Source organism: Rhodanobacter sp. OK091, assembly GCF_900142825.1.
Lineage (GTDB): Bacteria > Pseudomonadota > Gammaproteobacteria > Xanthomonadales > Rhodanobacteraceae > Rhodanobacter.
Genome location: NZ_FRCH01000002.1, coordinates 1,048,163 through 1,062,145, shown reverse-complemented (window position 1 = coordinate 1,062,145; position 13,983 = coordinate 1,048,163). Strand labels below are relative to the sequence as shown.

14 protein-coding genes are annotated in these 13,983 nt (G+C 66.1%); 11 read left to right on the top strand and 3 right to left on the bottom strand.

The genetic code is table 11. From position 1 onward, the window contains the following. Positions 1-16: 16 nt before the first annotated feature. Entirely contained in the window at positions 17-457 is a 441-nt protein-coding gene (locus BUA26_RS14070; RefSeq protein WP_072761427.1) for a hypothetical protein, read from the bottom strand. Between the two features lie 149 nt (positions 458-606). Next, entirely contained in the window at positions 607-1,446 is an 840-nt protein-coding gene (asd, locus tag BUA26_RS14065) for an archaetidylserine decarboxylase (RefSeq protein ID WP_072761426.1), read from the bottom strand. Positions 1,447-1,621: 175 nt separating this feature from the next. Here asd and prmB point away from each other — a divergent pair, with 175 nt between their 5' ends. From prmB to BUA26_RS14015, 10 genes are all read left to right on the top strand, one after another. Next, complete coding sequence (gene prmB, locus BUA26_RS14060; RefSeq protein WP_072761425.1) at positions 1,622-2,548, top strand: 50S ribosomal protein L3 N(5)-glutamine methyltransferase; 927 nt, start codon at positions 1,622-1,624, stop codon at positions 2,546-2,548. 13 nt (positions 2,549-2,561) lie between these two features. Then, on the top strand, positions 2,562-3,113 hold the full coding sequence (locus BUA26_RS14055) for a GNAT family N-acetyltransferase (protein ID WP_072761620.1): 552 nt from the start codon (positions 2,562-2,564) through the stop codon (positions 3,111-3,113). A gap of 56 nt (positions 3,114-3,169) precedes the next feature. Beyond that, the gene (aroC, locus tag BUA26_RS14050) at positions 3,170-4,258 is read left to right on the top strand and encodes a chorismate synthase (RefSeq protein WP_072761424.1); all 1,089 of its coding nucleotides are present in this window, start codon (positions 3,170-3,172) and stop codon (positions 4,256-4,258) included. 31 nt (positions 4,259-4,289) lie between these two features. Beyond that, on the top strand, positions 4,290-5,306 hold the full coding sequence (locus BUA26_RS14045; RefSeq protein WP_072761619.1) for a 2-hydroxyacid dehydrogenase: 1,017 nt from the start codon (positions 4,290-4,292) through the stop codon (positions 5,304-5,306). 18 nt (positions 5,307-5,324) lie between these two features. Beyond that, entirely contained in the window at positions 5,325-6,356 is a 1,032-nt protein-coding gene (locus BUA26_RS14040; protein ID WP_072761423.1) for an aspartate-semialdehyde dehydrogenase, read from the top strand. Between the two features lie 10 nt (positions 6,357-6,366). After that, positions 6,367-6,654, top strand: a complete 288-nt coding sequence (locus BUA26_RS14035) for a BREX-1 system adenine-specific DNA-methyltransferase PglX (protein WP_255368362.1) — start codon at positions 6,367-6,369, stop codon at positions 6,652-6,654. A 169-nt stretch (positions 6,655-6,823) separates the two neighbouring features. Continuing rightward, a complete protein-coding gene (locus tag BUA26_RS14030; protein ID WP_072761421.1) occupies positions 6,824-9,211 on the top strand; it encodes a motility hub landmark protein FimV in 2,388 nt (795 codons plus the stop codon). 106 nt (positions 9,212-9,317) lie between these two features. After that, a complete protein-coding gene (truA, locus tag BUA26_RS14025) occupies positions 9,318-10,100 on the top strand; it encodes a tRNA pseudouridine(38-40) synthase TruA (RefSeq protein ID WP_072761420.1) in 783 nt (260 codons plus the stop codon). Further along, on the top strand, positions 10,097-10,720 hold the full coding sequence (locus BUA26_RS14020; protein ID WP_072761419.1) for a phosphoribosylanthranilate isomerase: 624 nt from the start codon (positions 10,097-10,099) through the stop codon (positions 10,718-10,720). Before truA ends, BUA26_RS14020 begins: the two co-directional genes overlap by 4 nt. Next, positions 10,717-11,745: a cupin-like domain-containing protein gene (locus tag BUA26_RS14015; protein WP_072761418.1), complete on the top strand. Its 1,029-nt coding sequence runs from the start codon at positions 10,717-10,719 to the stop codon at positions 11,743-11,745. Before BUA26_RS14020 ends, BUA26_RS14015 begins: the two co-directional genes overlap by 4 nt. A gap of 18 nt (positions 11,746-11,763) precedes the next feature. On the opposite strand, the gene BUA26_RS14010 is transcribed toward BUA26_RS14015, so the two are convergent. Continuing rightward, a complete protein-coding gene (locus BUA26_RS14010; RefSeq protein ID WP_072761417.1) occupies positions 11,764-12,654 on the bottom strand; it encodes a LysR family transcriptional regulator in 891 nt (296 codons plus the stop codon). 107 nt (positions 12,655-12,761) lie between these two features. Here BUA26_RS14010 and trpB point away from each other — a divergent pair, with 107 nt between their 5' ends. Beyond that, positions 12,762-13,973, top strand: a complete 1,212-nt coding sequence (trpB, locus tag BUA26_RS14005) for a tryptophan synthase subunit beta (RefSeq protein WP_072761416.1) — start codon at positions 12,762-12,764, stop codon at positions 13,971-13,973. Positions 13,974-13,983: the final 10 nt, after the last annotated feature.

Genomic DNA, 13,983 nt, shown 5'->3' with positions numbered 1-13,983 from the left:
GCGCGATTGCCTCGCGTCAGGCGACCGCGCTTTCCTGCATCCAGTTGTTGTCGACGGGCTTGCTGCTGCCGTGGACTTCCTTCAATTCACGCAGCAGCTGCATCAGCTGCCGATGCTGCGGCTGCAGGCTGCTATGCGGCGAGTTCTTGGTTTCGTGGTAGGCCACGGCGAGCCATAGCGCGATGCCGCGCAACGCCACTTCGACGTTGGTCGAGCTGGCGCGCTCGTAACCGGCATCGGTTCCCTGACCCCAGGGCAGGTAGCGCGCTTCCGGCGCCGTGCCGTAAAGGTGCGGAAAGTCGCTGCGCGAAGCCTGGCCGATTTCGCGCAGGGTAAGCGCGCTCAACCGTTCGCGGTTGCGCTTGGGCAAGGCCCGGACGCTGCGCTCGATATCGCGGAATTGGCGGCCAAGCTGGCGCGCGCGCATCATCACGAAGAACGGAGTGAGTATCTGCATGGGGTCCCCTTGACGCTGGAATGCGGCCGCCCTGCTGAAGCGCGGCGAAGAGGCGAGCGTAGCGAAGAGGCGCCGGCAATTGCGCCTAAAGCGTCACAAAATGACGCATGACGTCAGTTATCCGGCGGACTGGAGTGCGTGGCGTGGTTTCAGCAGTGCCCGAGGCGCTGCCCCACCAGCACGGCCTGCTGCGGCTGCAAGGCGTCCAGCGTCGCGCTGTCCTCGGGCAGCAGCACGATCACGGTGGAGCCCATGTTGAAGCGCGCCATCTCGGCGAAGCGCTCCAGCGTGATGTGCTGGCCGGCAAACGATTTGCGCCGGATCGACGAGGCATACGGCGGTATCACCAACCCATCCCACACCGTGGCCACCGAGGAGACCAGGATCGCACCAACCATCACCACCACGAACGGACCGTGCTCGCCCTCGAAGTGGCAGACCAGCCTTTCGTTGCGCGCGAACAGACGCGGAATCGCCGCTACCGCGAACGGCGCGACGCTGAAGATGCGGCCGGGCACATGCACGGTTTCCTTCAGCGTGCCTTTCAGCGGCATGTGCACACGGTGGTAGTCGCGCGGCGACAGGTAGACAGTGACAAAGCGGCCGTTGCGGTACGGTACGGCAGCCGCCTCATCGCCACCGAGCAGTTCGGCGGCGGTGTACTCCTGGCCCTTGGCCTGGAAGATGCGGCCGTCGACGATCGCGCCGGACTGGCTGATGCGGCCATCGGCGGGCGAGAGCAGGGCGGCCGGATCGGCATCGGCACGGCGTGCGTCGGGGCGCAGCTTGCGCGTGAAGAACGCATTGAAGTGCTGGTAGGCCAGCGCATCGGGCTGCGCGGCCTCGGCCATGTTCACCTGGTAATTGCGCACGATGGTGCCGATCAGCCAGTTCTTCCACGGCGCGAAGGTCCAGCGCGTGGCCCAGTAGACCACGCGCGACAATGCGCGGTGCGGCAGGATGTACTGCAGGAATACGTTGAAAGTCATCCGCCCAGTATACGGGGCAGGAGTGAGTGGAGAGGAGTGAGTGGAGAGAGATAGAGCACATGCACAGCCGCTTTCTCTCGTTCCTCACTCCTCTTCACTCACTTCTCTCACCGCCCGATCCTCAGCCATTCGACGCCAGCTATACTTATCGGCCTTTTCCGCTCCGGGCGCTGCCGTGACCGCCGAACTCGCCTCCATCATCGACTTCATCCGCTACGGCGCCAGTCGCTTCTCGGCCGCCGGGCTCACGTTCGGTCACAGTCACGACAATCCGATCGACGAAGCGACCCACCTGGTGCTGGCCAGCCTGCATCTGCCGCCGGACATTCCACCGGCGTACGGCGCGGGCCGGCTCACTGCGGCCGAGCGCGAGAACGTGCTTTCGCTGATCGAGCGCCGGGTCAGCGAACGCCTGCCGGTGGCCTATCTGGTCGGCGAAACCTGGTTCGCCGGACTGAAGTTCAAGAGTGATCGCCGCGCGCTGGTGCCGCGTTCGCCGATCGCCGAGCTGATCGAGTCGGGCTTCGCGCCGTGGCTGGACGAGCGCCATATCGAGCGCGCGCTGGACCTGTGCACCGGTTCGGGCTGCATCGGCATCGCGATGGCCGAATACAACCCGGAATGGCAGGTCGATATTGTCGACATCAGCGAAGAGGCATTGTCGCTGGCGCGCGAGAACATCGCGTTCCAGCACGTCGAAGGCCGGGTCGAGGCGATCCAGTCCGACTTGTTCGCCGGAGTGAGGAATCGTCGCTACGACCTGATCGTTTCCAACCCGCCGTATGTCACCGAGGACGAGTACACCGCGTTGCCCGGCGAGTACACGCACGAACCCAAGCTGGGCCTCACCTCCGGTGTTGATGGTCTGGACCTGTGCCTGCGCATGCTGGACGAGGCCGCCGACCATCTCACCGAAGACGGTCTGCTGATCGTCGAGGTGGGTGAAAGCGAGCATGCTCTGGCCGCATTGCTGCCGCAGGTGCCGTTCATATGGATCGAGTTCAAGGTCGGCCAGATGGGCATATTCGCGCTGGAGCGGCGCGATCTGGTCGAGCATGCCGCGGTGATCCATGCGGCTGCCGCGGCACGCCGCGCCGCCTGACGGAGTCTTTCCGATGTATTGGGATACACCGCGACTGCGGCTCGATGCACTGCGCCCAGCCGATGCCGCGGTGCTGTTCGGCTATCGCGCCGACCCGGAGGTATCCCGTTTTCAGAGCTGGCGCCCGGCCAGCGTGGCCGAGGCTGCGGATTTCATCGAGCGCCAGGCCGATGCGTCGCTAGAAGCATCGGACAGTTGGTTTCAGCGTGCGATCCGTTTGCGCGAGGACGGCACGTTGATCGGTGATCTCGGCGTGCATCTTCCACCGGACGCCGAGGGTTCGGTCGAATTCGGAGTCAGCATCGCGCCGGCCCATCAGGGCAACGGCTATGCGTGCGAGGCCGTACGCGCGGTATTTGGATGGGTGTTCGGTCAGCTGGGCCGGCACCGCATCCACGCCTCGGTCGATCCGCGCAACCTCGCCAGCATGGCGATGCTGCGCGCGCTGGGCATGCGGCAAGAGGCGCATCATCGTGAAAGCCTGTGGTTGCACGGCGAATGGGTCGACGACGTGGTGTTCGCGCTGCTGGCCAGCGAATGGCGTGCCGCGCAGCCGGCCCGCTGACTGACAAGGCGTCGTCGCGCTAAGCTGTAGCGGTTTCCTTCGGACGTCCAAACCTCGTGTCCAGCAATTCCTTCGGCAAACTTTTCACTGTCACCACCTTCGGCGAAAGCCATGGGCCGGCGATCGGCTGCGTGATCGACGGGTGCCCGCCGGGGTTGCCGATCAGCCCGGAAGAGTTCAAGGGCGACCTCGAACGCCGTGCCACGGGCCGCAGTCGCTACACCTCGCAGCGGCACGAAGCCGACGATGTCGAGATTCTCTCCGGCGTCTACGAAGGCAGGACCACCGGCACGCCGATCGCGTTGCTGATCCGCAATACCGATCAGCGCAGCAAGGATTACGGCGACATCGTGCAGACGTTCCGGCCTGGTCATGCCGACTACACCTATTGGCAGAAATACGGCATCCGCGATCCGCGCGGCGGCGGACGTTCGTCGGCGCGCGAGACCACCATGCGCGTGGCGGCTGCGGTGATCGCCAAGAAGTGGCTGGCCGAACGCTACGGTGTATGGGTACGCGGCTATCTCGCGCAGATCGGCGAGATCACGCCGGATGCGTTCGACTGGGAAGCGGTGGAGCAGAACCCGTTCTTCTGGCCGGATACCGCACAGGTGCCCGCGCTGGAAAGCTATATCAACGCGCTGCGCAAGTCCGGCGATTCGGTGGGCGCGCGCGTCAACGTGGTCGCCGACGGCGTGCCGCCGGGCTGGGGCGAGCCGATCTACGGCAAGCTGGACGGCGATCTGGCCAGCGCGCTGATGTCGATCAACGCCGTCAAGGGTGTGGAAATCGGCGATGGTTTCGCCGCGGTCACCCAGCATGGCAGCGAGCACCGCGACGAGATGAGCATGGAAGGCTTTGCCTCCAATCATGCAGGCGGCATTCTCGGCGGCATCAGCAGTGGTCAGCCGGTGACGGCGTCGATCGTGCTCAAGCCCACTTCGAGCATTCTGATTCCCGGCCACAGCGTGAACCTGGCCGGCGAGCCGGCCGAAGTGGTGACCAAGGGACGTCACGATCCCTGTGTCGGCATCCGCGCCACCCCGATCGCCGAGGCGATGATGGCGCTGGTGCTGATCGATCATGCGCTGCGTCACCGTGCGCAGTGCGGCGACGTGGGCGCGGTGGCGCCGCGCATCCCGTGATCGGTGGAACATGGCAATCGGAGGCCCGCCGATGATCGGCAAGCCGCGCGTCTGGATTTCCCGCCCCACTTTTCCGGACATCGTTGCCCGGCTGGAACCGCACTTCGAGGTGACCGCCGAACCGGAAGAACGGAAATTCAGCCCGACCGAGCTGGCAGCCAGGCTGAGCGGACAGGACGCGGTGATCGTGGGCCTGAAGGACCACCTCGGCGCGGCGGAAGTAGCCCATGCAACGCGGCTGCGCATCGTCGCCAACCTCGCCGTGGGCTACGACAATCTCGATCTGGACGCGCTGAGCGCGGCCGGCATCGCTGTCTCGAACACCGCCGACGTGCTCAACGAGAGCGTGGCCGACTATGCCTGGGCGATGATGCTCGGCGTCGCGCGGCGGATGAATGCCGCCGAGCGCTGGTTGCGCGCCGGACACTGGCACGCCACCGAATTCAAGGGCTGGCTGGGTATGGACGTGCGCGGCCGCACCTTGGGCATCCTCGGCATGGGCCGCATCGGCCAGGCGATCGCGCGCCGCGCCGGTGGCTTCGGCATGCCGGTGCTGTATCACAACCGTTCGCCGCTGCCGGAGGCAGAAGAGCGTGCCTGCAAGGCACGCTACGTCGACAAGGCGCGACTGCTGCACGAGTCCGATTTCCTGATGCTGGTGCTGCCGTTGACGGCGCAGACCCGCCACGCGATCGGCGCTGCCGAGCTGGCGCAGATGAAACCGACCGCGGTGCTGGTGAACGTGGCCCGCGGCGGCATCGTGGATGACGCGGCGCTGGTCGCGGCATTGCGCGAGCAGCGGTTGGCGGCCGCTGCGCTGGACGTGTTCGAGGGCGAGCCGGCGGTGCATCCGGGCCTGCTCGAACTGGACAACGTGCTGCTCAGCCCGCATATCGCCAGTGCCAGCCACGAAACGCGCCGCGCGATGACCGCGCTGGCAGTCGATAATGTGCTGGCATTGTTCGGCCACGGCCCGCATGCCGGGCGACCACCGACCATCCTCAACCCCCACGTGCTGGCCTCGGCCGGCCCGGCTACCCACCACTGAACCAAAGAGTCCCATTGCATGAGTCAGAAGAGCAGTTACAAAGTCGCCATGGTCGGCGCCACCGGTGCGGTCGGCGAGACCTTGCTGGCGATCCTTGCCGAGCGTGATTTCCCGGTCAGCGAGCTGGTGCCGCTGGCCAGCGAGCGTTCGGCCGGCGGCAAGGTCTCGTTCGGCGGGCAGGAGATCACCGTGCAGCTGCTCGACACCTACGATTTCGCGGGGGTCGACATCGCGTTCTTCTCGGCCGGCGGTTCGGTCAGCCGCGAGCATGCGCCGCGGGCGGCAGCAGCTGGGGCGGTGGTGATCGACAACACCTCGGAATTCCGTTACCAGGACGATATCCCGCTGGTGATCAGCGAGGTCAATCCGCATGCGATCGCGCAGTACACCAACCGCGGCATCATCGCCAACCCGAACTGCTCGACCATGCAGATGCTGGTGGCGCTGGCGCCGATCCATCGCGCGGTGCAGATCGAGCGGATCAACGTGGCTACCTACCAGTCGGTATCCGGCGCCGGCCGCACCGGCATGGAGGAGCTCGGCAAGCAGACCGCAGCGCTGCTGAACTTCCAAAGCGTGGAGCCGGGCAAGAAATTCCCGGCGCAGATCGCGTTCAATGTGATTCCGCAGATCGACGACTTCCAGCCGAACGGCTATACCAAGGAAGAGATGAAGCTGGTGTGGGAGACCCGCAAGATCCTGGAGGACGAGTCGATCCAGGTGAACCCGACCGCGGTACGCGTGCCGGTGTTCTATGGTCATTCCGAGGCCGTGCATATCGAGACCAGCGACAAGATCACCGCCGAACAGGCCCGCGAACTGCTGCAGCAGGCGCCGGGTGTGGTGCTGGTGGACGAGCGCAAGCCGGGTGGCTACCCGACCCCGGTGGGCGAGGCGGCCGGCAACGATGCGGTGTTCGTCGGCCGTATCCGCGAGGACATCTCGCACGAGCGCGGGCTGGACCTGTGGATCGTCTCGGACAATATCCGCAAGGGCGCGGCGCTGAACGCCGTGCAGATCGCCGAACTGCTGATCGAGGACTATCTCTAAGATGCGTTGTATGCAATTTGTGGGGGCCGTTGGCCTGGCGCTGGTGTCGACAGCCTGGGCCGGCAGCGGCCAGCCAGGGCCAGCGCCGGCCGAACAAACGGCGACGTCGCTGCCTCAGGTCAGGCAGCGGCTGGCCCGGAACCAGGCCGAAGTGAAGCGGCTGGAGCAGGACGTCGCCAAGCGGGAATCGGACAGCAAGCGTGCCAGTGAGCGCCTGCAACAGCAGGATCAGGCGATTGCCGAGCTACAGAAACAATTGCAGGAACTGCGGGCCAGGCCGGCGGCTGCACAGCATTAGAACGCGCCACTGCGGTGAGAACACACCGCAGCAATGCTCTGCAAGTATTCGCCGCAGCTATTGTTGATTGCGTCGCATGTAACTAAAGTGGCACCTCGTTTGCCGCAGTAGCCGCCACCGCGGCGACACCACATAAGAGTTGCGCCAGAGATCGTTCGGGGGAACACGCATGAATCGTTCGTTGAAATTGTCGATGCTGGTGGCACTGGCCTTGGGTACCAGCCAGGTCATGGCGCTGGACCTCGGCCAGATCCAGGTCAAGTCGGCGTTGGGGCAGCCCCTGCTAGCGGAAATTCCGCTGCATCCCGGCAACCCGGCGGAACTGCAGAATCTCAGCGTCCAGTTGGCTTCGAGTGAGGAATTTGCTCGGGCCGGCATTGTCGGCGGCCGGACCACGATCCCGCTGCATTTCAGCGTGGCCAACGGCGCTGGCGGCAAAGTCATCCGGATCACCAGCAGCCAGGCAGTCGACGATCCCTACCTTGACCTGTTGCTGGAGGTGAACAGCAACGCCGGCAAGAGCGTGCGCGAATTCGCCATCTTGCTTGATCCGGCCAGCGCACCGGCAGCGGCCCCCGCGGCTGTCGCGGCTGCACCTGCGCGCGCGACCGAGCCGAGCCGCCCAGTGCATGCCAGTAGTTCTGCGCAGGCACCCGCCACCGCGGCTCCCAAGGCCGCACGGGCGCCTGTCGCCGCTGCCCCCAAGACTGCACCGGCTGCCGCCGCCAACGGCCAGTACGGTCCGGTCGAGCGCGGTCAGACCTTGTCGTCGATCGCCCGCAGCACCGCGCCGGCGGGGGTCGACGCGCAACAGATGATGCTGGCGTTGAAGCAGGCCAATCCCGACGCGTTCTACCGCGACAACATCAATGCACTGAAGAGTGGCGCGGTATTGCGTGTGCCGACGTCCTCCGAGGCGCAGGCGATGACGATCGCGGCAGCCATGGCTGAAGTGCGTCGCCAGAACAGCGACTGGCGTGCCGGCACGCCGGGTAAGCCTGCGGTCGTGGCCGATACGGCAACCCGCGCATCCGCCTCCAGTGCGCCGACCAACGCGTCCAGCGGCGCGGGTGACCGTCTTGCGCTCACGCCGGCGAAGGAAGGCACTGGTAGCGGAGCCCCGGGCAGCAATGCCGGTGGCAAGGACGACAAGTCAGCCGCCAGCATTCGCCAGGATCTCCTGCGTAGCCAGGAAAGCGTGGCCAGCTTGCAGCAGCAGAGCACCGATCTGAAGAGCCGCCTGAAGGAACTGGCGGATATCAATAACAAGAACGAACATCTGCTGTCGCTGAAGGACAACGAGATCGCCGAGCTGCAGGCCAAACTGGCGGCAGCGCGCAAGTCCGCTGGCATGCCGGCGGCAACGGCGGCCAAGCCCGAGCCCGCGGCCAGCGCGGCGAAGGCCGCTGCAGCAACAGCGTCGCCGGGACGCCTGGAAACCGCCACGGCCAGCACGGCGGCCAGTGCCAGTTCGGCGCCTGTTTCGGCGAGTTCGACCGCGGCGACAACCACTCCGATCGCGGCTGCCAGTTCGCCCGTGAGCGCACCGGCGGCGAACGGCTCTGCGGCTGCGGCCGCACCGGCACCGGTAAAGCCGGTGCACAAGCCCATGGTCAAGCCGAGCCCCGCCGCGCCGGTGGTCGAAGAACCGTGGTACATGCAGACCTGGGCATGGGCTGCCGGCGGCGGCGCGATCGTGCTGTTGATCCTGCTGGCCATGCTTGGTCGTCGCAAGCCGGCGGCTTCCGCGTCGACGTCTTCCTCCTCGCTGGCCGATCGTTTCAGTTCGGCACCACCGGCCGGCAAGGATCTCGTCGGCAGCGACGACGTCGATCAGGAGGAACTGCTCGATCAACTGGCCGAGCATCCGGATGACATCTATCTGCATCTGGAGCTGGTGACCTTGTACTACTCGCGGCGTGACGTCGAGCATTTCGAGGCGGCGGCCGAAGCCATGTACGCCCATATCACCGATCCGCAACAGGACGAGTGGCAGGACGTGGTGCACATGGGCGAGGACCTGGTACCGGGTCACCCGCTGTTCGACCATCACCCCGAATTGCCGGTGCATGAGAATGCGGAGGCCCTCCGCGAATTCGACATTGACGACTATGCGGACAAGAACGCGGCGTCAGCAGCCGTGCCGTCGATGCCGCCGTTGCCGCCGGGTGCACCGAAGAAAGTCAGCGAGTACAACTTCAATTTCGATCTGACCAAGCATGCCCCGGCCGAATCGCCCACGGATCACCGGCCGACCCCGGACGACGCCACCGCACCGGCGCCAGTGGCGGTCGGCAAGCATGCGGCAGACACCACTGCCGAAGCGGCTTCGGATTGGCATTTCAACGAGGCGGACAGCGCACGTCAGGCCGGTGACGCAGGCCATGATCTGAGCGAGTTCAACGACGATCCGATCGATACCAAGCTCGATCTGGCGCGCGCTTATCTGGACATGGGCGATGCCGATGGCGCACGCGCCATGCTGGGCGAAGTGATGAAGGAAGGCAGCCAGATGCAGCGGGACGTGGCCAAGCGTTTGCTCGACGATCTGCACTGACCCCATCGGCGCGATTCGCGCGATGCAATCGGGCCGGCCTTGCCGGCCCGATTGCATGGTGGCCTGCTAATCTTCCGTCTCTTCCAGCAAGTCCTTGCACAACTCCATGCGTATCGCCCTTGGCATCGAATACGACGGCACCGATTTCTCCGGCTGGCAGCGGCTGAAGACGGATGCCAGCGTGCAGGGCGCGCTCGAACATGCACTGTCGAAGGTCGCCGCGCATCCGGTCGAGGTCAGTTGCGCAGGGCGTACCGACGCCGGCGTGCATGGCCGTTGCCAGGTGGTGCATTTCGACACGGAGGCGCAGCGCGACATGCGCGGCTGGATGCTCGGTGCCTGTTCCAATCTGCCCGCCAGCGTAGCGGTTCTGTGGGCACAGCCGGTGCTGGAAAGTTTCCATGCACGCTACGCCGCGCGCAGCCGCCGCTATCGTTATCACATCCTCAATCGGCCGGTGCGCGCGGCGCTGGATGCCCGCTACGTCACCTGGGAACGCCTGCCGCTGGATGCCGGGCGGATGCATGTCGCCGCGCAGGCGCTGCTGGGCGAGCACGACTTCAGCGCGTTCCGCGCACTGTCCTGCCAGGCGACGCATCCGCGGCGCGCAGTGCTGGCGGTGAGCGTGCGGCGCGAAGACGAGCAGGTTTTCGTCGACATCGAGGCGAATGCGTTTCTGCATCACATGGTGCGCAATATCGTCGGCTCCCTGCTGATGATCGGCCGGGGCGAACAGCCCGTCGAATGGATGGCCGAACTGCTGGCCGGTTGCGATCGCCAGGTGGCTGGTCCGACGGCGGCGGCCTCCGGCCTGACCTTCATCGGTCCGCGTTACGAGCGCCATTGGGGACTTCCGGCAGAAGTCTGCCTGATGGGAGCCGGCCAATGACCCGCATCAAGTGCTGCGGCATGACCCGGATCGAAGATGCGCTGCTGGCTGCTCAGCTCGGTGCCGATGCGATCGGGCTGGTGTTCGCCGCGCGCAGCAAACGGCAGACAACGCCGGCACGGGCGCGCGAGATCGTCGCGGCGCTGCCGCCGTTCGTCGCTACCGTCGCCTTGTTCATGGATGACGATGCCGATCGGGTACGGCAGGTGATCGACGAGGTGCAACCCTCGCTGCTGCAATTCCACGGCGGCGAGACCGACGGCTGGTGCATGCAATTCGGCCGCCCATTCCTGAAAGCGATCGCGATGGGCGAGGGCGCCGCCGCGTTGCCGCGGTTGCGCGAATACCCGCAAGCCGCCGCCCTGTTGCTGGACGGCCATGGCTTCGGCGAAGCCGGCGGTAGTGGCAAGGCATTCGACTGGTCGATGCTGCCGCACGAACTGGCCCAGCCGGTGATCCTGGCCGGTGGCCTGCACTCCGGCAACGTGGCCGATGCCGTGCGCCTGCTACGCCCGTGGGCGGTAGATGTGGCCAGCGGCGTCGAGTCGTCGCCGGGTATCAAGGACCCGGACAAGCTGGCGGCATTCATCCGCGCAGTACGCGCAGCAGATGTGGAATGAACACTGTGCCTGCCGCCATCGACGAGGTCATCATCGACGAACATTGCGATACCGGCCAGCCGATCGGACTGCACGATATCGTCGGCCGCGATCGGCCACTGGTCATTCGCGGTTTGTGTCGGGACTGGCCGCTGGTGAAGCTGGCGGATCAGTCGGACACGGCGTTTGCCCGTGGACTGGCCGCGCTGGACAACGGCAGCGAGGTCGATGCCTTGCTGCTGCCGCCCGGCGAAGACGGGATCATCGGCTACAACGCCGATTTCGATGGCTTCAACTACGAACATCATCGCGTCTCGATCACCCGGGGCCTGCAGCGACTGGCGCACTACAGCCGCCAGGAAGCCGCGCCGGGGCTGGCGATGCAGAGCGCGCTGATATCGGCGTGCATTCCTGGCTTTCTCGACGATCACGCAGTGCCTTTTCTCGATCGCCACCTGCAGCCGCGCATCTGGATCGGCAACAAGGTCACCACGCCCGCCCACTTCGACGAATACCACAATATTGCCTGCGTGGTCGCCGGTGGCCGGCGCTTCACGTTGTTCGCGCCGGAGCAGGCACGCAACCTGTATGTCGGACCGCTGGACTTCGCGCCGACCGGCGCGGCGATCAGCATCGCCCGGCTCGACCGTCCCGATGATCCGCGCTATCCGCGGCTGAAACTGGCGCTGGCCGAAGCGCAGGTCGCGGAGCTGCGACCCGGCGATGCGATCTACATCCCGCCGATGTGGTGGCATCACGTCGAGTCGCTCGAACGGATCAACGCGCTGGTGAACTACTGGTGGAAGCACACGCCGGCCAATGGCTATGTGCCGGAAACGGCCTTGGGTTGTCTGATGCACTGCATCCTCACCTTCAAGTCGCTCCCGCCTGCGGAACGGGCTGCGTGGAGAGGGTTGCTGGACCACTATGTGTTCGACGACTCGGATGCCGCCAGCCATATTCCTGCCGCGCGTCGCGGCATACTCGGTTCGCTCACACCCGAACAGCTGGTCGAGCTGCGGGCAACCATCCGGCGTTATCTGTAATCGGCGCAACTCGCGGGATCAGGCGCCGGCAAGCTCCGCCTGCAGCCACGGCACCAGCGCCTGGATGCGCGGGTCGCTGGCGCGGCGCGGTGTGCACAGTGCCCACACGGCGGGGGTCTTGCGAAAACCCCAAGGTGCAACGAGCCTGCCGGCCGCCAGATCCGCGGCCACCAGCTGCTGCGGCGCGATCGCCACGCCCAGGCCGGCCACCGCCGCTTCCAGCAGGTAGTACAGATGCTCGAAGCCCTGGCCGTAGTGCAGGCCGGGCAGGTCTATCCGCTCGGCACGCGCCCACGCCGGCCACGCCTGAGGGCGCGAGGTGGTATGCAACAAGGCTTCCTTGCGCAATGCGCTGGTCGATGCCTTGCACAGCGACGCGAAGCGCGGATGGCGCGGGCTGAGCACCGGGCCGATCCGTTCCGGCGCCAGCACGTGCACCTGCCATGCCGCCGGCCACGGCGGCTCGGCCAGCAGCAGGGCGGCGTCCACGCCGGGCAGGTCGGCTGCGGGTGTGTCGGCGCTGACCGACAGATGCAGTTCCAGCCCCGGCAGCTCTTGCGCCAGCCGATCCAGCCGAGGGATCACCCAGCGCGCCAGCAAGCTGCCTGGACAACCGAGCACCAGCGGTGCCTGCGCCGCGCCGTGGCGCAGTTCGCCGCATACGTCGCGCAACTGCCCGAATGCCGCTGCGGTGGCATCACGCAGCCGCAAGCCGGCGGGTGTGAGGGTCAGGCCGCGTCCCTGCCGACCGAAAAGGCTGACCCCAAGCTCGGCCTCCAGCGCACGGATCTGCCGGCTCACCGCGCCATGGGTAACATGCAGCTCGACAGCCGCACGGCTCATATTTTCCAGGCGTGCGGTGGCTTCGAAGGCATGCAGGGCATTCAGCGAGGGCAGTTCGCGGGGCATCGTGTCTGTGAGTTTTCCTGACAGGTGCCGGCGATCTTATCGCTTTTGCCGGGAGCCCTGCTGCATTAGGGTGAGCGTCCCTGGCTCCACCCATGCGAGTGATAGCGATGCCGACGATCGATGATTTCCATGTCTGGCCCGACGCACACGGCCGTTTCGGCCGCTACGGCGGTCAGTACGTGGCCGAGACGCTGATGGCGCCGCTGGCCGAGCTGACCGCGGCCTACCTGCGCCTACGTGATGATCCGGACTTCATCGCAGAACTAGACCGCGACCTGAAGCACTACGTGGGTCGGCCCAGCCCGGTCTATCACGCCGAACGCCTGTCGCGGCATGTCGGCGGCGCCCGCATCCTGCTCAAGCGCGAGGATCTGAACCACACCGGCGCGCACAAGATCAACAACACCGTGGGGCAGGCGCTGGTGGCGCGGCACATGGGGAAGAGCCGCATCATCGCCGAGACCGGTGCAGGCCAGCACGGCGTGGCCAGCGCCACGGTTGCCGCGCGGCTCGGTTTGAAATGCGTGGTCTACATGGGCGCGGTGGACATCGAGCGGCAGAAGATCAACGTCTACCGCATGAAGCTGCTCGGCGCCGAGGTGGTGCCGGTGACGTCCGGCTCGAAGACGCTGAAGGACGCGCTGAACGAGGCGATGCGCGACTGGGTCACCAACGTGGCCGACACCTTCTACATCATCGGCACGGTGGCGGGTCCGCATCCGTATCCGCTGATGGTGCGCGACTTCAATGCGATCGTCGGGCGCGAGGCGCGGGCGCAGATGCTGGAGCAGTACGGCCGCCTGCCGGATGTGCTCACCGCCTGCGTGGGCGGCGGCTCCAATGCGATCGGATTGTTCCACGCCTTTTTGAATGATGCCGGTGTGCGCATGGTCGGCGCCGAGGCAGCAGGCCTCGGCCTGGCCACGGGTCATCACGCGGCCTCGCTGGCGGCGGGCCGGCCCGGCGTGCTGCACGGCAACCGTACCTATGTGCTGTGCGATGACAACGGCCAGATCACCGAGACGCATTCGGTGTCGGCCGGTCTCGATTACCCGGGCGTCGGCCCCGAGCATGCATTCCTCAAGGACGCTGGGCGTGCCGAGTACGTCGGTGTCACCGACGACGAGGCGCTGGAGGCGTTTCATCTGCTGGCGCGCACCGAGGGCATCCTGGCGGCGCTGGAATCCAGCCATGCGGTGGCGCAGGCGATCAAGCTGGCGCGCGAATATCCGAAGGACGGCCTGGTGCTGTGCAATCTGTCCGGCCGCGGCGACAAGGACGTGCATACGATCGCCGCACGCGAAGGAATCGAACTTTAGGAGTGAGTTG